Origin of the sequence: Bradyrhizobium sp. PMVTL-01 (assembly GCF_051861855.1) — a bacterium.
Taxonomy (GTDB): Bacteria; Pseudomonadota; Alphaproteobacteria; order Rhizobiales; family Xanthobacteraceae; genus Bradyrhizobium.
Genome location: NZ_CP193982.1, coordinates 4,542,978 through 4,562,979, shown reverse-complemented (window position 1 = coordinate 4,562,979; position 20,002 = coordinate 4,542,978). Strand labels below are relative to the sequence as shown.

18 protein-coding genes are annotated in these 20,002 nt (G+C 64.5%); 15 read left to right on the top strand and 3 right to left on the bottom strand.

The window, feature by feature from the left end:
- The first annotated feature begins 14 nt into the window (after positions 1-14).
- Positions 15-1,715 carry an aspartate:alanine exchanger family transporter gene (locus ACRQ5Q_RS21985; RefSeq protein ID WP_439367996.1) on the top strand — a complete coding sequence of 567 codons (1,701 nt, stop codon included), beginning with the start codon at positions 15-17 and terminating at the stop codon, positions 1,713-1,715.
- Positions 1,716-1,730: 15 nt separating this feature from the next.
- Positions 1,731-2,165 (top strand): hypothetical protein, encoded by a 435-nt coding sequence (locus tag ACRQ5Q_RS21980; RefSeq protein ID WP_439367997.1) that lies wholly within the window; start codon positions 1,731-1,733, stop codon positions 2,163-2,165.
- A gap of 69 nt (positions 2,166-2,234) precedes the next feature.
- Here ACRQ5Q_RS21980 and ppk2 read toward each other — a convergent pair whose 3' ends face one another.
- Both ppk2 and ACRQ5Q_RS21970 read right to left on the bottom strand, forming a co-directional pair.
- The gene (ppk2, locus tag ACRQ5Q_RS21975) at positions 2,235-3,035 is read right to left on the bottom strand and encodes a polyphosphate kinase 2 (protein ID WP_439367998.1); all 801 of its coding nucleotides are present in this window, start codon (positions 3,033-3,035) and stop codon (positions 2,235-2,237) included.
- Positions 3,036-3,060: 25 nt separating this feature from the next.
- The gene (locus ACRQ5Q_RS21970) at positions 3,061-3,516 is read right to left on the bottom strand and encodes a hypothetical protein (protein WP_439367999.1); all 456 of its coding nucleotides are present in this window, start codon (positions 3,514-3,516) and stop codon (positions 3,061-3,063) included.
- Between the two features lie 163 nt (positions 3,517-3,679).
- Here ACRQ5Q_RS21970 and ACRQ5Q_RS21965 point away from each other — a divergent pair, with 163 nt between their 5' ends.
- From ACRQ5Q_RS21965 to hflX, 12 genes are all read left to right on the top strand, one after another.
- Complete coding sequence (locus ACRQ5Q_RS21965; protein WP_439375599.1) at positions 3,680-4,105, top strand: hypothetical protein; 426 nt, start codon at positions 3,680-3,682, stop codon at positions 4,103-4,105.
- The gene (locus tag ACRQ5Q_RS21960) at positions 4,098-5,330 is read left to right on the top strand and encodes an HlyD family secretion protein (RefSeq protein WP_439368000.1); all 1,233 of its coding nucleotides are present in this window, start codon (positions 4,098-4,100) and stop codon (positions 5,328-5,330) included. Before ACRQ5Q_RS21965 ends, ACRQ5Q_RS21960 begins: the two co-directional genes overlap by 8 nt.
- A 23-nt stretch (positions 5,331-5,353) precedes the next feature.
- A complete protein-coding gene (locus ACRQ5Q_RS21955) occupies positions 5,354-5,764 on the top strand; it encodes a hypothetical protein (RefSeq protein WP_439368001.1) in 411 nt (136 codons plus the stop codon).
- Between the two features lie 199 nt (positions 5,765-5,963).
- On the top strand, positions 5,964-7,841 hold the full coding sequence (locus ACRQ5Q_RS21950; RefSeq protein WP_439368002.1) for a sensor histidine kinase: 1,878 nt from the start codon (positions 5,964-5,966) through the stop codon (positions 7,839-7,841).
- A 107-nt stretch (positions 7,842-7,948) separates the two neighbouring features.
- Positions 7,949-8,944 (top strand): ABC transporter substrate-binding protein, encoded by a 996-nt coding sequence (locus ACRQ5Q_RS21945; RefSeq protein ID WP_439368003.1) that lies wholly within the window; start codon positions 7,949-7,951, stop codon positions 8,942-8,944.
- Between the two features lie 114 nt (positions 8,945-9,058).
- The gene (locus ACRQ5Q_RS21940) at positions 9,059-10,798 is read left to right on the top strand and encodes a DUF3300 domain-containing protein (protein WP_439392289.1); all 1,740 of its coding nucleotides are present in this window, start codon (positions 9,059-9,061) and stop codon (positions 10,796-10,798) included.
- The gene (locus ACRQ5Q_RS21935) at positions 10,795-11,715 is read left to right on the top strand and encodes a DUF2950 domain-containing protein (protein ID WP_439368006.1); all 921 of its coding nucleotides are present in this window, start codon (positions 10,795-10,797) and stop codon (positions 11,713-11,715) included. The genes ACRQ5Q_RS21940 and ACRQ5Q_RS21935 overlap by 4 nt, the downstream gene beginning before the upstream one ends.
- The gene (locus ACRQ5Q_RS21930; RefSeq protein WP_439392288.1) at positions 11,699-12,163 is read left to right on the top strand and encodes a hypothetical protein; all 465 of its coding nucleotides are present in this window, start codon (positions 11,699-11,701) and stop codon (positions 12,161-12,163) included. The genes ACRQ5Q_RS21935 and ACRQ5Q_RS21930 overlap by 17 nt, the downstream gene beginning before the upstream one ends.
- A gap of 204 nt (positions 12,164-12,367) precedes the next feature.
- Positions 12,368-14,776, top strand: coding sequence for an ATP-binding protein (locus ACRQ5Q_RS21925; RefSeq protein ID WP_439392287.1), 2,409 nt, complete (start codon positions 12,368-12,370; stop codon positions 14,774-14,776).
- Between the two features lie 17 nt (positions 14,777-14,793).
- Entirely contained in the window at positions 14,794-16,164 is a 1,371-nt protein-coding gene (ntrX, locus tag ACRQ5Q_RS21920; protein WP_211401803.1) for a nitrogen assimilation response regulator NtrX, read from the top strand.
- 300 nt (positions 16,165-16,464) lie between these two features.
- The gene (gene hfq / locus ACRQ5Q_RS21915; RefSeq protein ID WP_007591126.1) at positions 16,465-16,713 is read left to right on the top strand and encodes an RNA chaperone Hfq; all 249 of its coding nucleotides are present in this window, start codon (positions 16,465-16,467) and stop codon (positions 16,711-16,713) included.
- Positions 16,714-16,724: 11 nt separating this feature from the next.
- Positions 16,725-18,104 (top strand): GTPase HflX, encoded by a 1,380-nt coding sequence (hflX, locus tag ACRQ5Q_RS21910; RefSeq protein WP_439368009.1) that lies wholly within the window; start codon positions 16,725-16,727, stop codon positions 18,102-18,104.
- A 151-nt stretch (positions 18,105-18,255) separates the two neighbouring features.
- Here hflX and mazG read toward each other — a convergent pair whose 3' ends face one another.
- The gene (mazG, locus tag ACRQ5Q_RS21905) at positions 18,256-19,116 is read right to left on the bottom strand and encodes a nucleoside triphosphate pyrophosphohydrolase (RefSeq protein WP_439368010.1); all 861 of its coding nucleotides are present in this window, start codon (positions 19,114-19,116) and stop codon (positions 18,256-18,258) included.
- Between the two features lie 125 nt (positions 19,117-19,241).
- Here mazG and queC point away from each other — a divergent pair, with 125 nt between their 5' ends.
- On the top strand, positions 19,242-19,955 hold the full coding sequence (gene queC, locus ACRQ5Q_RS21900) for a 7-cyano-7-deazaguanine synthase QueC (RefSeq protein WP_439368011.1): 714 nt from the start codon (positions 19,242-19,244) through the stop codon (positions 19,953-19,955).
- Positions 19,956-20,002 lie beyond the last annotated feature (47 nt).

The window sequence follows — 20,002 nt, the reverse complement described above, 5'->3', positions numbered from 1 at the left end:
TGGAGGGGACGAACATGCAGGCGTTCTTCACATTCCTGCAGCAGAACCCGTATCTGCTGCTGTTCTTCGTCGTTGGGCTCGCCGTCTATATCGGGCGGGCCAGCATCAAGGGCTATGGCCTCGGCATGGTCGCCGGCGCCATCGTGGTCGGCGCCGGTCTGTCGGTGTGGGCCTCCACCTATGGTGTGAAGCTCGAGCTGAACAATTTTGCCAAGAGCCTGTTCTACTATCTCTTCATGTACGGCGTGGGCTTGCGCGTCGGTCCGTCCTTCGTCAACAGCCTGAAGGGCGACGGCCTCAAATTCTGTCTGCTGGCCGTGGTGTCGAGTGTCGTCGGCCTTTCGCTCGTCGTGCTCGGCGCCAAGATGTTTTCGCTGCCGCCCGGCGCGGCCGGCGGCATGCTGGCGGGGTCGCAGACCATGTCGGCGGCGATCGGTTCGGCCGAGCAGGCCATCAGCTCCGGCGTCGTCAAGCTGCCCGAGGGGATGAAGCCCGAGCAAGCCTCGGGCATGATCGCGCTGTCCTACGGCATCACCTACATCTGGGGCACCGTTGGCATCATCCTGATCTGCAAATATCTGCCGCGCTGGTGGGGCGTCGATGCCAAGGCCGCCGCCAAGCAGTATGAGCAGGAGTTCGGCGTCAAGGACCTCGAGGGCGGCGGCCTGACCGGCTATCGCCAGTTCGGTCTGCGTGCCTACCGGCTGGAAAATCCGGCGACCGTCGGCATGAGCATCGCGAAATTCCGCGCGATCAATCCGGAATACCGCATCGTCAATGTGGGACGGAACGGCGTGCCGCAAGGGGCCGATCCCGAACTCGTGCTGCAGAAGGGCGACATCGTCGCACTCGGCGGCTCGACCGAGCATCTCACCGAGAAGATGGGCCTGATCGGCCCGGAGGTCGCCGATGCCAAGACGCTCGGCATTCCCATGGACCAGGCGGAGATCCTCATCACCAACAAGGAGGTGGTGGGCCGCACCTTCGAGTCCTTCCGGGATACCGCGATTGCCGGCCAGCTCCAGGTCACCAAGGTCGAGCGCGGCGGCGTGCAGATTCCCGCCGGTCTCAAGACCAAGCTGGAGCGCATGGACATCGTCTCGGTAGTCGGCCTCAAGTCCGCCGTCAACGAGCTCGGCGAGATGTGGGGCCGCATTGCGCGGTCCAACACCTCGACCGATCTGTTGACGCTGGCTGTCGGAATGATCATCGGCTTCCTGATCGGCATGATCGAGTTCCCGGCGTTCGGCGCCAAGATCGGCCTCGGCAACGCCGGCGGCCTCCTGCTGTCGGGCGTGATCGTGTCCTCGGTCGTGTCGCGGCTGCGCTTCTTCGGCAACACGCCGAATGCGGCGCGCAACGTGCTGGAGGATCTCGGCCTCGTCGTCTTCGTCGCCATCGTCGGCGTCAATGCCGGCGCGGGACTGCTGGCACAGCTCACCGGCGCGGTCGCCTTGAAGATCTTCCTGGTCGGCTTCATCGCCTGCACGATCCCGCCCTTCATCGTCTGGGCGATCGGCTACCACGTCTTCAAGATCAATCCTGCCGTGCTGATGGGCGGCGTCGCCGGCGCCCGATCGCATTCAGGACCGTGCCGCGAGGCGGCGGTCGAAATCCAGAGCTCGGTACCCTGGATCGGATTTCCGGTCGGCTATGCCGTCTCGGGCATCCTGCTTACCGTGTTTGGCTACTTCGCCATGATCCTGGCTCAATAGGAGGAAGAAATCGTCATGAGAAAGTTCACCATCGGCGCCGTCCTGGTCGCCTCGCTCGCAGCCGTTACCGGTTTCAGCACGCCGTTGCGTGCCGAGACCGGCGACGTTGCGGTGGTCTTCACCAAGGGCGGATTCGTGGTCGGCGTCGGCGGCGGGGAGGGCGTGCTGCTCCTGAGGGGGAAGAGATATCCCTTTACGGTCTCCGGCATGAGCGTCGGCTTCACCATCGGCGCATCGACCAGCAAGTTCGTGGGCAAGGCCCTCAATCTGAGGGGACCCGCGTCGATCGAAGGGTCCTATGCGGTAGGCGGAGCCGGCGGTGCGGTCGCAGCGGGCGCCGGTGCCGTCCAGTTGCAGAACGCCAATGGCGTGATTCTTCAGCTCACCGGTCCCCGGGTCGGCGCGGAAGTGTCGGCCGCGGTCGGCGGCGTCACGATCCGCCTGAAATAGGCCGGACCAGAGCCTCAAGGCAAACGGGCTGCGTCATCGCAGCCCGTTTCGCTTTCAATATCGCGCGGTTCAGTATCGCTCTTCGACGAATTTCAATCCACGCAGGCTTGCCTGGTCGTTGTAGCGTCCCTTGTGCGACCGCGACGGCAGCTTGACCTTGTCGCGCTTGACCTTCTTGTAAGGGATTGTCCGCAGGATATGCGAGATGACGTTGAGGCGCGCGCGCCGCTTGTCGTCGGAGCGGATCAGTCGCCACGGCGCATGTTTGGTATCGGTCGCCTCGAACATCATGTCGCGCGCGCGCGAATAATCGTACCAGCGCCCGAACGACTCGGTATCCATCGGGCTCAGCTTCCACTGTCGCAGCGGATCCTCGATACGCGCCATGAAGCGGCGTTCCTGCTCCTCCATGCCGACCTCGAGCCAGAGCTTGATCAGGATGATGCCGCCTTCGACGGCGAATTTCTCGACCTGCGGACACAATTCCAGGAAACGCTTGTGCTCGGCCGGCGAGCAGAAGCCCATCACATATTCGACGCCGGCGCGGTTGTACCAGCTACGGTCGAAGATCACGATTTCGCCACCCGCCGGGAACTGCTCGATATAGCGCTGCAGGAACAGCTGGGATTTCTGCCGGTCGGAGGGGGTGGGCAGGGCGCAGACACGGAAGACGCGCGGGCTGACCTTTTCGGTCAAGGCTTTGATGGTGCCGCCCTTGCCGGCGGCGTCGCGCCCCTCGAAGATGATGATCACCTTCAGCTTCTCGGCCCTGACCCAGTCCTGGAGATGGCACAGCTCGACTTGGAGCTTTTCCAGCTCCTTCTCATAGTCCTTGCGCTTCATCCGCCCGGCAGAATCGTCCTTGGCCATGCCCCGTCCTTCCGCTGCTACGGCACTACTCGTCGCCCCACGAAAGGGTCACGCCGATGTCGCCGGGCACGCCGCCTGGAAACTCGATGACCTGATAGGCGATCCGATAGCCGCGCGGCTTCAGATAGTCGGTCCAGAGTTGGAAGATCTCCTTGGGGATGCCGGTCAGCGTATTCTCCCAGCCCTTTTCCATCTGGTTGATGGCGCGTCCCTTGTCGGTGCAGAGCGTATTGGGGAAACGATACACCATGACCTCGGTGAGCCCGTTTCGCACCGCACGCTGGATGATGGTCGAGGCGAGCTTGATCTTCTCCTCCTCGGTCTTGCCGGAAGGCTTGCCCAGCCGCTCGATCAGGGCCAGCTTCTCGGCCTCGGCGGCCGCGGCGAGGCGGACATATTCCTCCGCCTTCTCGGCCTCCTTGAGTGCGGCCTCTTTGCGGATCTGCGTGGCGCTGGGAATGAGTTCGTCGAGGCCGGGCATGGCAGCGGCTCCCCTGGATTGTGCATTCAGCTTCCGGGACGCTATGTCCGGCAATGGGCGTTCCCTTGATTCAAATCAAGCAAATCGGGACGCGGCCCGAACACAGTACCGCAAGTGCACGTTGGCTGACCGGGAGAGACGTTTGAGCGATCAACTTCATCCGATGGCTCCGCACCATCTGCCGTTCTATCTCGCCCCAGGAAGCGGCACCGATCCGCTCATGGTGGTGATGGGCTTATTCCTGATCGGCACCCTGCTCTGGCTCGGCACGCTCTATTGGAAGCTGCACAGCCTGCCGGAACGGATGGCGCACAAGTCGCAGAAGCTGCAATTCGAGTTCGTCGCCGTGCTCGGCCTGATCTCGTTGTTCACCCATATGCACATTTTCTGGATCGCGGGCCTGCTGCTTGCGATGATCGATATCCCGGATTTCGGTACGCCACTGCGCAGCATCGCCGATTCCGTCGAGAAGATTGCCGAAGTGACGCCTGCAGCCGACAGCGAGGGAATGCCGGCTGAGGCCGCGGCGGCGGCGCCTCCTGCAGACAAGCCGGCAGCGGCGAGGGAGAAGGAGCACAGCCATGTTTGAGCTGATGTTCTGTTCCCTGCTGACGATCCTGCCCGACTACCTCTACCGCCGTTACGTCCAGGGCAAGCGTTTCGGCAAGGAGATCACCTTTTTCTCGGTCTGGTACGAGCTGCGCTGGGGCATCACCGCCTGCCTGATGCTAACGGTGTCGCTGATCACCATGATCTTCTACTTCCATCCGTCGACGTCGTCGGCGACCCTGTATTTCCGAACGGTGCCGATCCTTCCCGAAGGTTCGGGCCGTGTTGCCGAGGTCAAGGTCGGCTTCAGCGCACCGGTCAAGAAGGGCGATGTGCTGTTCACACTGGACAGCTCGAAGCAGCAGGCTGCATTCGAGACGGCCAAGCGAAAAGTCGCCGAGGTCGATGCCGCCATGCAGACGGCACAGGCCGATGTGGTCAAGGCCGAGGCGCAGATCGGGGAGGCGAAAGCCAATTACCAGCAGGCCAAGGACGAGCTCGACGTCAAGACAGAGCTCCAGCGCCGCAACCCCGGCATCGTGCCGCAGCGTGACATCGAGAAGCTTCAGGTCCTGGTCGATCAGCGCCAGTCCGGTGTAGATGCCGCGACGGCCGCGAAGCAATCCGCCTCCTTGCAGATATCAACGCTGCTGCCGGCGCAGAAGGCCAGCGCCGAGGCCGCGCTCGACCAAGCCCAGGTCGATCTCGACAAGACAATCGTCCGCGCCGGTGTCGACGGGCGGGTCGAGCAGTTCCTGGTTCGCCCTGGCGACGTCGTCAACCAGCTGATGCGCCCGGCCGGCGTCCTCATTCCGGAAGAAGCCGGCCGAAAGATTCTCCAGGCCGGCTTCGGCCAGATCGAGGCGCAGGTGATGCAGACCGGCATGGTGGCGGAGGCGACCTGCGTATCCAGACCCTGGGTGATTATCCCGATGGTGATCACGACCGTGCAGGACTACATCGCAGCCGGGCAATTCCGGTCCGGCGAGCAATTGCTGGAAGCGCAGAATGCCGTTCGTCCCGGCACGATCCTCGTGTTCCTCGAGCCGCTCTACAAAGGCGGGCTCGAGGGCGTGACGCCGGGCTCGAGCTGCGTCGTCAATGCCTACACCAGCAACCACGAGGAAATTTCGGCCAAGGACACGCCGACCAGCCGGAAGATCGCGCTGCACGTCGTGGACGGCGTCGGCCTCGTGCACGCATTGCTGCTACGCATCCAGGCGCTGTTGCTGCCGATCCAGACACTCGTGCTGAGCGGCCATTGAACGTTGAGAAAAGGACACATCAGATGGCTTCACGGAAACTGATCACGCTCGGCGCAACGTTGATCTCGCTGGTCGTTGCCGCCGCCAGCGCCAGGGCCCTCGATCTCAACGGCGCGTGGGCGGGCGATGCCGATAATTGCAGCAAGGTGTTTGCGCGGAAAGGCGCGCAGTTCGGCTTCACCGACATGTCGGATGTCTATGGCGGCGGCTTCATCGTCGACGGAGATCAGATCGTCGGAAAATTCGCCCGCTGCCGGATCAAGGCAAGGAAGGACAACGGCCCGAACGTCAATCTGATTGCGGCCTGCGCGACCGACATAATGCTCTCCAGCATTCAGTTGAGCCTGAAGGAGCTGGATGCAAACAGCATCGTCCGGCTATTTCCGGGCATGGAGGATATGGAAATCCGCTATTTCCGCTGCCCCGCTTCCTAGCGACAGATTGTGCCTTTGCCGCGGGATTGTCCTGCAATGGCACGCCTCGCCTCGGCTTCCTTGCGAAGGCGCAGGTGCGGTCGCGCCATCACCCGCTGCTGAGGCGTGTTCTCACGGGCTGTCCGTGCGCGACAATTGCCGCTAGAATTGTCCGGAAAGCAGCCGCCGGAAGCTGCGGGAATTGGAGCTGAGCGGACGCATGTCCTCTGATCCGGTCAGGTCGTGGCCTGCCGTGCTGTTCTGCCTGGGCCTGTTCGTCGCCGGGTGCATGTCGCCGGATAAGGCAAGTGGCGTCGAGCGGAACCTGCGCGGCGAGCTCAAGCGCGTGCTGGTGCTGCATTCCTTTGGCCGCGAGTTTCGGCCGTGGAGCGAATACGCACGCGACATCAAGGCCGAGCTCGAGCGGAAATCGCCATGGCCGCTCGACATCCAGGAGCATGCGCTGCTCACGGCGAGGTTCAACAATCCCGGTCCCGAGGCGCCCTTCGTCGAATATCTGCAATCGCTCTATCAGGGGGCGCTGCCCGATATTGTGCTCACGATTGGCGCGCCGGCCGCCCGGTTTGCCCAGAGATACCGCGCGAGACTTTTTCCCGACACGCCGTTGATTCTTTCCGCGGTCGAATACCGGCTGATCGACCGCTCCGATCTCACCGACAATGACGTCGTCGTGGCGATCCGCAACGACTTCACGGCTGCATTCGCCAACATCCTTCAGCTGCTGCCGGACACGAAGGCGGTCGCGATGGTGATCGGTGCTTCGCCGCTGGAGAAGTTCTGGATGGAGGAGGTGAAGCGCGAGCTGAAGCCGATGCGCGAGCGGTTGGAGCTGATCTGGTATTCGGACCTGTCATTCGAGGAGATCCTTAAACGAGCATCCAGTCTCCCACCGCACACCGTCCTGTTCTGGGGCCTGATGTCGGTCGACGCAGCCGGGATGGTCCACGAGAGCGACATCGCCCTGCGCAGCCTGCACGCGGTTGCGAATGCACCGATCTTTTCCTACCAGGACCCCTTCTTCGGCGGCAGCACCGTCGGCGGCCCCATGCATTCGGCTGCCGAAACGAGTTCGAGGACCGTCAGCGTCGCCCTCCGCGTTCTCGGAGGCACAAAACCTTCGAGCATCACCTATGAGCCGCTCGGCTTCGCGGCGCCGAGATATGATTGGCGGGAATTGCAGCGCTGGGGCATCAGCGAGAGCCGGTTGCCTCCCGGCAGCGAAATCCTGTTTCGAGAACCGAACATCTGGGAGCGCTATCGCTGGCAGATGCTGATGATCTCGGCGGTATTTCTGGTCCAGGCCGCGCTCATCAGCGGGCTGCTGCACGAGCGTCGCCGCCGCCGGCTCGCCGAAGTGGAATCGCGCCAGCGGCTGGCGGAACTTGCGCACGTGAACCGGTACTCGGCCGTTGGCGAGCTGACCACTTCGATCGCGCACGAATTGAACCAGCCGCTCGGATCCATTCTGACCAACGCCGAGACGGCGGAGCTCATGCTCAGCGCCGCTCCGCCCGATATCGAGGAGATCCGGCAGATCCTCGCCGACATCAGACGGGACGACCAGCGGGCGAGCGAGGTGATCCGCCGGCTGCGCAGCGTCCTGAAGAAGACCCCGTTCGAGGTCAGGGATATCGAGCTGAACGACACGGTACGGGAAGCGATCGGACTGGTGAGCGCCGTCGCCGATGGCCGCCGCATCGCGCTGACCTACATGCCCGTGCCCGCGGGTCTGCACGTCAAGGGCGATCCCGTGCAGCTTCAGCAGGTCGTGCTCAATTTGATCATCAATGCGATGGATGCAGTCTCGGATGCCGACATGAAAAAGCGCGACATCGCCGTGTCGACCATGCGGACCGGCAGCCAGGCCGAGATCAGGATTTCCGATACCGGGCCAGGCATCGCCCCCGCGGATCTCGCAAACGTCTTCAATCCGTTCTTCACGACCAAGCCGCAAGGAATGGGAATGGGGCTTGCGATCGTGAAGACCATCATCGAGGCCCATCACGGCACGATCGCCGCTGAGAACCAGCCCTGGGGCGGTGCCCAGTTCACGATCAGGCTGCCGCTCATTCGCTGACAGCGGTATCTTGATCTCGATCAAACCTTGAGCCCGCCGAGGCCGTTTCCTTTCGCCGTTTCGTCACGGCCGGGCTGGACGCGGGCAATTGGGGTGGTGGTTTGATCATGAGACGCCGCGAGTTGATGGCTCTGCTTGGCGCTGCGGCTGTGTTTCCGGTCGCCGCGCGAGCGCAGGAGAGGGCCCCCTGGCAGTCGATGCCTTCGGTGGGCGTGTTGACCGGCAATGTTGCGGGCGATCCCGGAGCCCAGATGCGGGTCGATGCGTTCCAGCAGGGGCTGGCCGATCGCGGCTGGATCGCCAACCAGAACTATCGGCTCGAAATACGCTGGCCGGGTCCCAATCCGGCACGGCAGAAACTGGAGGCGCTCGAGCTCGTCGCGACCATGCCGGACGTCCTGTTCGCGACCAGCACGGGCACGACCAGGGCATTGCGCGATGCCACCCAGCGAATTCCGATCGTCTTCGTCGGGCTCTCTGATCCGGTCGGGACCGGTCTGGTTGCCAATCTGGCGCGACCGACCGGAAATCTGACCGGCTTCTCACTCTACGAGCACTCGATGAGCGGGAAGTGGCTCAGCCTGCTCAAGGACATGGTGCCCGGCATGACTCACGCCGCGGTTCTGTTCAATCCGGACTCGGCACCTTATGCGCCATTCTACATCGATGCCGCGCACCAGATGGAAGGCCGTCTCGGCATGAAGATCACCGGTGCGAGCGTTCGAAGCGGAGCCGACATCGCGGGGGTGATCGAGGCGGCGGCGCGCAATGGAGCCGGCCTTGTCGTGTTGCCGGACGGCGGCTTCTTCAGCGCACAGAGCGCGATGACGATTCCCTTGCTGGCACAGCGCCGCGTGCCGGCCATTTTCGCTGTCCGCTTCTACGCCGCCAATGGCGGCCTGATGTCATATGGTGCCGATCTGACCCAGCAGTTTCGCGATGGTGCCGGCTATGTCGATCGCATCATGCGAGGCGCGGACATCCGCACGCTTCCGGTGCAATTCGCCAGCAAGTTCGAGCTCGTCATCAACATGAAAGCCGCCAATGCGCTTGGGTTGACGGTACCGAGCCGGCTGCTGATGGAGGCCGAGCTGATCGAGTGAAGCATTCGCTCTCGCGTTGCAACAGAAACGGCCGCTTCCGTTTCGTTGATCTCGATCAACGAGCGCCCATGCCGCGGCCCCGATCTTCGGTCGGAAAGTTGGATGGAGGTTGGAATGTCTCGCTGCCGCAGGACCCTGATGGCAATTGCGCTGATGCTGGCGATGCCGGTCGCGGCAATTGCGCAGACGGCCGACAAGCCGGCGACGCCGAGCACGCAGGCGCAGCCTGCAACCGCGCAAGCACCGGCTGCCGAGCTGTTGAAGCCGGAACAGCTCGAAGCCCTGGTTGCACCGATCGCGCTCTATCCCGACGAACTGCTCGCCAACGTCTTGGCCGCTTCCACCTATCCGCTCGAAGTGGTACAGGCCGACCGCTGGCTGAAGGAACGCAAGACGCTGAAGGGCGATGCGCTGAAGACCGAGGTCGACAAGCAGGGCTGGGACGACAGCGTCAAGGCGCTCGCGAGCACAGCCGAAGTTCTTTCCATGATGAGCGACAAGCTCGACTGGACCCAGAAGCTGGGCGACGCCTTTCTCGCCCAGCAGCCCGACGTGATGGACGCGATCCAGCGTCTGCGCAACAAGGCCTATGACAACAAGAAGCTGGTCACCACCAAGCAGCAGAAGGTCAGCGTCCAGTCGCAGGAAGGCAAGCAGGTCGTCGTCATCCAGCAGGCCAATCCTGCGGAGATGTACGTGCCGTATTACGACCCGGCGACGGTCTACGGCACCTGGCCGTACGCGGAGTATCCGCCGTATTACTGGGGCTATCCCTCCTATATCGGCGCGGGCATGGTTGCCGCCGGGCTCGCCTTCGGCACGGCCTGGGCGATCGGACGCTGGGGCAATTACTGGGGCGGCGGCTGCAACTGGGGCAACCGCAACGTCTACGTCAACCATCGCACCACCAACATCGGCAACGGCTGGCAGCACAATCCGGCCCATCGCCAGGGCGTGCGCTACAACAACACCAATGTTCAGCAGCGCTTCGGCAACAACAATCTGAAGGCCGGCGTATCGGACCGGATGGATTTCCGCGGCCGCGACGGCAACCAGGTGCTGCGTCCGAACCAAGGCGCTGGAGACCGCGCCGGCGATCGTGCAGGTGATCGTGCAGGTGATCGTGGCGATCGCGCAGGTGATCGCGGTGATCGTGGCGGCCCCGGTGATCGCGCCGGCAATCGCGGCGATCGTCCGGGTGCCGGGGATCGCCCCAGTGCAGGGACGCGCGACCGGCCGGGCGGCGGCGATCGTGCCGGTGCCGGTGACCGCGCCAAGGGCGGCGGAGATCGCGCCAAGGGTGGCGGAGATCGTGCAAAGGCTGCGAACCGTGCCGGTGGCGGCGCGGGCAACCGTGGCGGCGGTGGCAATCGCGGCGGCGCGATGAACGTCTCCTCCGGCCGGGCGGCGGCCGCGGCATCAGCGCGGGGACGGGCCAGTATGGCCAGCATGCCGCGCGGCGGTGGCGGACCGAGCTTTGCAGGTCGCGGTGGCGGTGGCGGAATGGCGATGCGTGGTGGTGGAGGCGGCGGCTTCCGCGGAGGAGGCGGAGGAGGTGGTTTCCGCGGCGGCGGTGGCGGTGGCCGGCGCTCGGATATCGCACTGAAGCACGACATCACGCTGCTCGGCCATCTCGGCAACGGCCTCGGCTATTACCGCTTCAGCTATATCGGCAGCGACAAGGCCTATGTCGGCGTCATGGCGCAGGAGGTCGAATACGTGATGCCCGATGCGGTGACCCGTGGCAGCGACGGCTATCTGCGCGTCCACTATGAAAAGCTTGGTCTGAAATTCCGCACCTACAGCGATTGGCTCGCCGCTGGCGCGAAGATTCCTGCGGAGGTCGCGCCATGATCGGCCTGATGTCGCTTTATCGCGCGGTACTGCCGGGCATCATGGCGCTGGCGCTTCTGGGATCAGTGTCACAGGCGCAGGAATCCTACAAGACGCCGGAGGACGCGGCCGCCGCACTCGCTGCTGCAGCCAAGAGCGGTCCGCGCGACCTCTTGAAGGTGCTGGGCAGGGCGGCGGACGACATCGTCTCGTCCGGCGACGAGGTCGCCGACGCCGACATCCGCGCGCGGTTCGTCTCGATGTACGACGCCAGGCATGCGATCAAGGCCGAGGGCAACAAGAAGGCCACGCTGCTGCTCGGGCCCGACGACTTCCCGTTCCCGATTCCGCTGGTCAACACCAGGAACGGCTGGGAGTTCGATACCGACGAAGGCCGCATCGAGGTGCTTCGCCGCCGCATCGGCCGCAACGAGCTCGACGCGATCCAGACCGCGCTCGCCTATGTCGACGCGCAGAACGAATATGCCGGGAAGGATCGCGGCGAGGGTGCGGGCGTCTACGCACAGCGCTTCGTCTCCACGGCCGGCAAGAAGGACGGCCTGTTCTGGCGCGACGACAACGACCCGAGCCCGCTCGGCGCCCTGGTCGCGGAGGCTTCGGCGGAGGGCTACAAGCAAGGTGCAGGCGACGAGCCGGCGCCCTATCACGGTTACTACTTCCACATTCTGAAGGGCCAGGGGCCCAACGCGCCCGGCGGAGCGCTCAACTATGTCGTCAAGGGCAAGATGATCGGCGGCTTCGCGCTGATCGCATGGCCCGCGGAATACGGCAATTCCGGCGTGATGACCTTTCTGGTCAACCATGACGGCACCGTCTACCAGAAGGATCTCGGCACGCGGACCAGCTTCATCGCGCGGCGCACGACGCAGTTCGATCCCGACCAGACGTGGAAGAAGGTCGATGCCGAGAAGCCCTAGACTGAAAGGCGTCCTGCGCGCCGTCGCAACCGGCCTCGCGGCGCTGGTGCTCGTCCTGCTCGCGATGCCCGCGACGCCATCCTTCGCACAAGCGACCGGGCAAGTCCGCGTCAAGTTCGTCAAGGCCGGCCTTCTGGTCGGCGGCGGCGCAGGCCGCGGCGTGTTGAGCTATCGCGGCCGGACATATCCGTTCACCGTCGGCGGCCTGAGCCTGGGCATCACCGCTGGGGCGACCATCGGCCGGTTCGAGGGACGAGCGTCGGGAATCCGCGACGTCGCCGACTTTGCCGGGACATACAGTTCCGTCGGCGGCGGCTTCGCTTTGGTCGGCGGCATCAATGGCGTTCAGCTGCGCAACGAAAAGGGCGTGACCCTCGTCCTGCAGGGTCCAAAGGCGGGCCTGGAGCTCGCGGCCAACCTCAGCCAGATCACGATTTCACTGAAGTGAGATGGCCGCGGAGCTTCGCCGAGCAGCCGGCGGCCGTCGAATCCCGTCGTCCTCGAATTGGTAAATCGTGGCCAAAAGAAGAAGTTGAATTCCGTAAACTACTGAGATCACGTGCTAATTGACACTGTAGTGTCTCGGCAACAATGTGGTACGAATACATCAGTCTCCGCCCGCCGCGGACCCGTTTTCAGCACCATTGTCGGAATGACCAGCGCAGATACCTCGGCCGCATCCTTTGACACGGCCCCAGCCGAAGAGCCGCGGCGCTGGTCGCCGCGACGCTGGCTGGCGCCCTTTGCCGTGGCGCTGGCGCTGCTGTCGGGCCTTTTGACCTTCCTGGTCCTGACCGGCCTGACGCGGATCGATCCGACGCCGGAGGTGGTCCGCTCGTTCTACCTGATCAATGCCGGCACGATCCTGCTGCTGGTCGGGATCATCACCCGCGAGCTCTGGCAGCTGATCCTGGCGCGGCGGCGGGGCAGGGCGGCGGCGCGCCTGCATGTCCAGATCGTCAGCCTGTTCTCGATCGTTGCGCTGCTGCCGGCGGTGCTGGTCTCCGTGGTCGCAAACGTCACCCTCGAGCGCGGCCTCGACCGGCTGTTCTCCGGGCCGACCAAGGAGGTCATCCAGAACTCGCTGAACATCGCGCGCGCCTACATGCAGGACCATGCGCAGCTGATCCGCGGCGACATTCTCGGCATGGCCAACGACATCGCCCACGCAAGGCCGCTCTACGACCAGGACCGCCGCTCGTTTCGCGAGATGCTGACTGCCAGCGCCAGCTCCCGCAATTTGCCGGGCGCGATGATCATCGACAAGAACACCAACATCCTGGAATCCGCCGACACCGGCATGCGGCTGGCCTATTCGCCGCCGGCGCCGGACTTCCTCAGCAACGTCAACGAGAACGAGCCCGAGATCGCGGTGCTGCCGGATGCGAGCTACGTCGCCGCGGTGATCCGCCTGCGCGCCTTCAACGACACGTTCCTGTACGTCGCGCGGCCGCTTGATCCCAACGTGGTCAACCAACTCAAGCAGACCGAGGTCAGCGTCGCCGAATATGCCCAGATCGAGTCGCGGCGGCTCGGCATCCAGGTCGCCTTCGCGCTGATGTTCGCGGTGATCGCGCTGACCATCCTGATGGCCTCGGTGCTGATCGGGCTGAACTTCGCCAACTCGCTGGTGGCGCCGATCCGGCGCCTGATGAACGCGGCCCATACGGTGTCGACCGGCGATCTCCATGTGAAGGTGCCGGTACACCAGTCGGAAGGCGATCTCGCCCAGCTGGGCGAGACCTTCAACAAGATGACGCAGGAATTGCGCAGCCAGCGCGACGAGCTCGTCAACGCCAGCGACCTCATCGACAGCCGCCGCCGCTTCATCGAGGCCGTGCTGTCCTCGGCGAGCGCCGGCATCATCGGCGTCGATACCTCGGGCAGTGTCGGCATCCTCAATCGCTCCGCCGAGAAGCTGATCGGGCACTCCGAAGCCGAGACGCTCGGCCATCCGCTCTCGGACGTTCTGCCCGAGCTCGACGAGATGATGAAGACGGCGCGGGAAGGAACCCAGCGCCTGGTGCAGGGCCAGATCACGATCACCCGCGACGGCACCGAGCGCAACCTGTCGGTCCGCGTCAGCGCCGAGAAGAACCAGCCGCACGACAGCTACATCATCACGCTCGACGACATCACCGAGCTGGTCTCGGCCCAGCGTACCTCGGCCTGGGGCGACGTGGCGCGCCGCATCGCTCACGAGATCAAGAATCCGCTGACGCCGATTCAGCTCTCCGCCGAGCGCATCCGCCGCAAGTTCGGCAAGGACATCACCGAGGCCAAGGACAAGCAGATCTTCGACCAGTGCACCGACACCATCGTGCGCCAGGTCGACGACATCAGGCGCATGGTCGACGAGTTCTCGCGCTTTGCGCGGATGCCGAAGCCCGTGATGGAGGGCGAGGATGTCGCCGACACGGTGCGGCAGGCGGTGTTCCTGATGAAGGTCGCCCATCCCGAGCTCGACATCGAAGCCGAGTTCAAGGAGGATCCGCTCCGCGCCCAGTTCGACCGGCGGCTGATCTCGCAGGCGGTCACCAACATCGTCAAGAACGCCACCGAGGCGATCGAGCAGGTCCCGCCGGAGGAGCTCGGCAAAGGCCGCATCGACGTCGTGGTGTCGCGCGAGGGCGATGACGTGCTGATCGACGTGATCGACAACGGCATCGGCCTGCCCAAGGTCGCGCGCTCGCGGTTGCTCGAGCCCTATGTGACCACGCGCGCCAAGGGCACCGGCCTTGGCCTTGCGATCGTCGGCCGCGTGCTGGAAGACCATGGCGGGCGCATCGAGCTGAAGGATGCCGGCGACTTCCGCGAAGGCCAGCGCGGCGCCTGGATGCGCATGCGCTTTGCGGTTTCCGGCCAGGCCAAGAAGGCCGAGGGAACCGAGCAGGCGCCGGCCGCCAAGCAAAGGACGAAGGACGCGACCGTCCCGGATATCAAGGAAACGCCTGCGGATTCCATCAAGGCGCAGGAAACAAAAGAGCCGGCGGCCGGAACCAAAGAGCCGGACGAGAAGACCAATGATTCAACGAAAATCGAAGCCTCAACAGGCAGCTGACAAGACAGGCGCGACCCATGGCTAGTGAAATTCTGATTGTCGATGACGAAGCCGATATTCGGGATCTCGTCGCGGGCATTCTCGAAGACGAGGGGTTCGTCACACGGACCGCACGCGACAGCGACTCGGCGCTCGCCGAGATCGCCAATCGCAGGCCGCATTTGGTGTTCCTCGACATCTGGCTGCAGGGCTCCAAGCTCGACGGGCTGCAGCTCCTGGAGCAGGTCAAGAAGGACAATGCCGATCTGCCGGTCGTGATGATCTCCGGCCACGGCAACATCGAGACCGCGGTCGCCGCGATCAAGCGCGGCGCCTACGACTTCATCGAGAAGCCGTTCAAGGCCGACCGATTGATCCTGGTCGCCAATCGCGCGCTGGAGAACTCGCGGCTGAAGCGGGAGGTCAAGGAGCTGAAGCAGCTCGCGCCGAGCGCAAGCCAGCTGGTCGGCCGCTCGCCCAGCATGAACCAGTTGCGCCAGACCATCGAACGCGCGGCCAAGGCCAACAGCCGCATCCTGATCGTCGGCCCCGCCGGCGCCGGCAAGGAGCTGACCGCGCGCACGCTGCATGCGGCCTCGGGCCGGGCCGACGGTCCCTTCGTCGTGATCAACGCCGCCGCGATCACGCCCGAGCGCATGGAGCACGAGCTGTTCGGCATCGAGCAGTCCAACGGCGAGCAGCCGCGCAAGCCCGGCGCGCTCGAAGAGGCGCATGGCGGCACGCTCTTCATCGACGAGATCGCGGACATGCCGCGCGAGACCCAGAACAAGATCCTGCGCGTCCTGGTCGAGCAGTCGTTCCAGCGCGTCGGCGGCACCGCCAAGGTGCAGGTCGACGTGCGCATCATCTCCTCGACCGCGCGCAACCTCGAGGAGGAGATCGCGGCCGGGCATTTCCGCGAGGACCTCTACCACCGGCTCTCGGTGGTGCCGATCCGCGTGCCGGCGCTGTCGGAGCGGCGCGAGGACATTCCGGAGCTGATCGATTACTTCATGGAGCAGATCTCGGCTGGCAGCGGCCTGCCCAAGCGCCAGATCGGTCAGGACGCGATGGCGGTGCTGCAATCGCACGTCTGGCCGGGCAATGTGCGCCAACTCCGCAACAACGTTGAACGAGTCATGATTCTGGCCGCCGGCGGCCCGGAGGTGATCATCACCGCCGACATGCTGCCGCAGGACGTCGGCTCGATGGTGCCGGCGATGCCGACCAGCAACAATGGCGAGCACATCATGGGCCTGCCGTTGCGCGAAGCACGCGAAGTGTTCGAGCGCGACTATTTGATCGCACAGATCAGCCGTTTTTCAGGAAATATTTCTCGTACGGCCGAGTTCGTTGGCATGGAACGGTCGGCTCTGCACCGGAAGCTGAAAGCACTCGGCGTCGGTTAAAGCGCTGCGAGCGAGGTGGATACCGGCCCGCATACAGGAGACAAGAGGCCAGCAGCGCGACATCGCGGCGGCCCGCCAGGGTTAAACGAGGAAAACCATCGATTTCCGTAGTTTTTCGGGGCAATAGAGCATGGGCTGCCGCGCGAAGCGGCTTGCCTAATAACCCGACCTGTCTTCTAATCGAACCGCCGTTCCTCCGAGGGGGATCTCATGAGGAGCGGCAACCGGAAGAGGCCCCGAATCTCACAAAGAGGGCCGCATCCGGCGCAATAAAAAGAAACTCAAAGCGAGAAAAAAACAATGGCGGCAGACCGCGCACAAAACCTGCAGGACACCTTCCTTAATCACGTTCGCAAAACCAAGACGCCACTGACGATCTTTCTGGTCAACGGAGTGAAGCTCCAGGGCATCGTGACCTGGTTCGACAATTTCTGTTTGCTGCTCCGTCGCGACGGTCACTCGCAGCTGGTGTACAAGCATGCGATCTCGACCATCATGCCGGGCGCGCCCATCCAGTTGTTCGAAGGCGGCGAGGATCAGCCGGCTTGAGAGTGATCTGATTGGAACCCCGGAATTTCGACGGGGAGGCCGACCGTCCGCGGTCGGCAGGGGCTAAGCAGACGGGGCGGGTGCTTGTCATCGGTCCCTATTTACGAGTGCGCGCGGGAAGTGCCGACGCGCAATCGGAAGGTCATGTCCAACGTGACGCCGAGGCGCGGCTCGATGAAGCCGCAGGCCTCGCGCGCGCGATCGACCTCGTCATTGCCGATGCGATCATCGCGCCGATCAGCCAGATCCGGCCCGCCACCTATATCGGCAAGGGCAAGGTCGAGGAGATCGCCGCGCTGGCCAAGAGCCTCGACGTCGAGCTCGTGGTGATGGATTGCGCGCTGGCGCCGATCCAGCAGCGCAATCTCGAGAAGGAGCTGCACGCCAAGGTGCTCGACCGCACCGGTCTCATCCTGGAAATCTTCGGCCGCCGCGCCAAGACCAAGGAGGGGGCGCTCCAGGTCGAGCTCGCGCATCTCAACTACCAGCGCTCGCGCCTGGTGCGATCCTGGACCCATCTCGAACGCCAGCGCGGCGGTTTCGGATTCATGGGCGGTCCCGGCGAGACCCAGATCGAGGCCGACCGCCGCCTGATCCAGGAACGCATCACCAAGCTCGAGAGCGAGCTGAAGAAGGTGCAGGCCACGCGTCGGCTGCATCGCGCCGGCCGCCAGCGCGTGCCGTACCGCGTCGTGGCGCTGGTCGGCTACACCAACGCCGGCAAATCGACGCTGTTCAACCGGCTGACCCGTGCAGACGTGCAGGCCGCCGACATGCTGTTCGCAACCCTCGACCCCACCTTGCGCGCGCTCAACCTGCCGCATGGCGGCAAGGCGATGCTGTCCGACACCGTCGGCTTCATCTCCAACCTGCCGACGCAGCTCGTCGCCGCCTTCCGCGCCACGCTGGAGGAGGTGCTGGAGGCCGACGTCATCCTGCATGTGCGCGATATCTCGCACGAGGATGCCGAGGCGCAGCAGAGCGACGTCGACGCGGTGCTGCGCCAGCTCGGCATCAATCCCGATGACAGCGGCCGCATCATCGAGGTCTGGAACAAGATCGACCGCTACGACGCCCAGCAGCGCGAAGAGCTCTTGAACATCGCCGCGCGCCGGCCGGAGGACCATCCGGCGATGCTGGTGTCCGCCGTGTCGGGCGAGGGCATCGACGCGCTGCTTGCCGCGATCGAGGAGCGCTTAGCCGCCAAGCGCACCACGCTCGATCTCTCCATCGACGCGTCGGACGGCGCCGGCATCTCCTGGCTGCATCGCAATTCCGAGGTGCTGGCCAAGGAGCTGCACGATGGCCGCTTCGACATGACCGTGCGGGTGGATGAGACCAAGCGGGATATCGTGGTGAACAGGTTCGACGCCGTGCCGCGCGTGGCTTGATCTATGAGTTTAGTCGGCCCGGCGAAGGCCGGGACCCATCCCGCACGATCTGTCGAGATCGCACGGTCTTCGTACCAACCAACACATAACTCCGAGCGTTCGCCAAATTGCCTCCTGTTGGGTCCCGGCCTTCGCCGGGACGACGGCGGAGTTAGCGGCGGGCTCGATTGGTTCTCCCGCCTGTCGCAAGTTGTTGCTCGTCACTCTTTGCCGCATTCCAAAGCGCGTCCATCTCTTCCAGCGAGGCCTGCTCCAGCGTGCGGCCCTGCGCCTGCAGCGCGCGCTCGATGAACGCAAAGCGCCGCTCGAACTTCGCGTTGGTCGCGCGCAACGCGGCTTCCGGATCGGCATCGACATGGCGGGCGAGGTTGACGAGTGCGAACATCAGGTCGCCGGTCTCTTCGGCAATCTCCTGCTTGTCGCTTCGGTCCAATGCCGCCTCGATCTCGTCGACCTCCTCGCGAATCTTGTGCAGCACCGCGCGGGGGTCGTTCCAGTCGAAGCCGACGGTCGAGGCCTTGCGCTGCAGCTCCATCGCGCGCGTCAGCGCCGGCTGGCCGGCCTTGACGCCGGACAGCAGCGACTTATGGGCCGATGTCTCCTCCGGCGGCCGGCGGGCGGCGCGCTCGGCCTTCTCCTCGGCCTTGATGCGGTCCCAGACTTCCTTGACGTGGTGCGGGGCGAGATTGCCGTCCTTGTCGGCGAAGACGTGAGGATGGCGCCGGATCATCTTGCGGGTGATGGCCTCGACCACGTCGCCGAAGGAAAAGGCGTTCTGCTCCTCAGCCATCTGGGCGTGGAACACGACCTGGAGCAGCAGGTCGCCGAGTTCTTCGCGGAGGTCGTCGAGATCGCCGCGGGTGATCGCGTCGACCACCTCATAGGCTTCCTCGATCGTGTAGGGCGCGATGGTCGCAAAATCCTGCTCGAGGTCCCAGGGGCAGCCGGTCACCGGCGTGCGCAGCGCCGCCATGATCTCGATCAGGCGGGAAATGTCGCGGGAAGGGGTCATTGCGGGCCGTTCTCCTGGGTCCAAAGCCTTATGCCAAAAGCGGGCAGCCGTTCCCAGCGGCGTGCGCCGGAACAGGCCGATTTCCACCGATTGGCGGGCGAGGTGCGCAGTGCTAAAGCGCGGCCATGAGTGACGCATTTTCCTCCGAAACCGCACTGGTGCTGTTCTCCGGCGGTCAGGATTCTACCACCTGCCTCGCCTGGGCGCTGAGCCGCTTTGCCCGCGTGGAGACGCTGGGGTTCGAGTACGGCCAGCGCCACGCCATTGAGCTCGCTTGCCGCGACCGCCTGTTCGACGGCATCAAGGGCCTGCGCGCCGATTGGGCCGCAAAGCTCGGCGACAGCCACACGCTGTCCATTCCGACGCTGGCCGCCGTGTCCGAGACGGCACTGACGCGCGACGTTGCCATCGCGATGGGCGCCGATGGCCTGCCCAACACCTTCGTGCCCGGCCGCAACCTCGTGTTCCTGACCTTTGCCGCGGCGCTGGCCTACCGGCGCGGCATCACCCACATCGTCGGCGGCATGTGCGAGACCGACTATTCCGGCTACCCCGATTGCCGCGACGAGACCATCCGCGCCATGCAGGCCGCGCTCTCGCTCGGCATGGCGAGGCCGGTCGAGCTGCATACGCCGCTGATGTGGATCGACAAGGCCGCGACGTGGAAGCTGGCGCATGATCTCGGCGGCGACGGCCTGGTCGACCTCATTCGCGAGCAGTCCCACACCTGCTATCTCGGCGAACGCGGCGCGCAGCATGACTGGGGTTATGGCTGCGGCGAGTGCCCGGCGTGCAGTTTGCGGGCGAAGGGGTGGCGGGAGTTTGTGGCGGGGCGCTGAGGACGCCGCGTCATTGCGAGGAGCCTTTGCGACGAAGCAATCCAGAC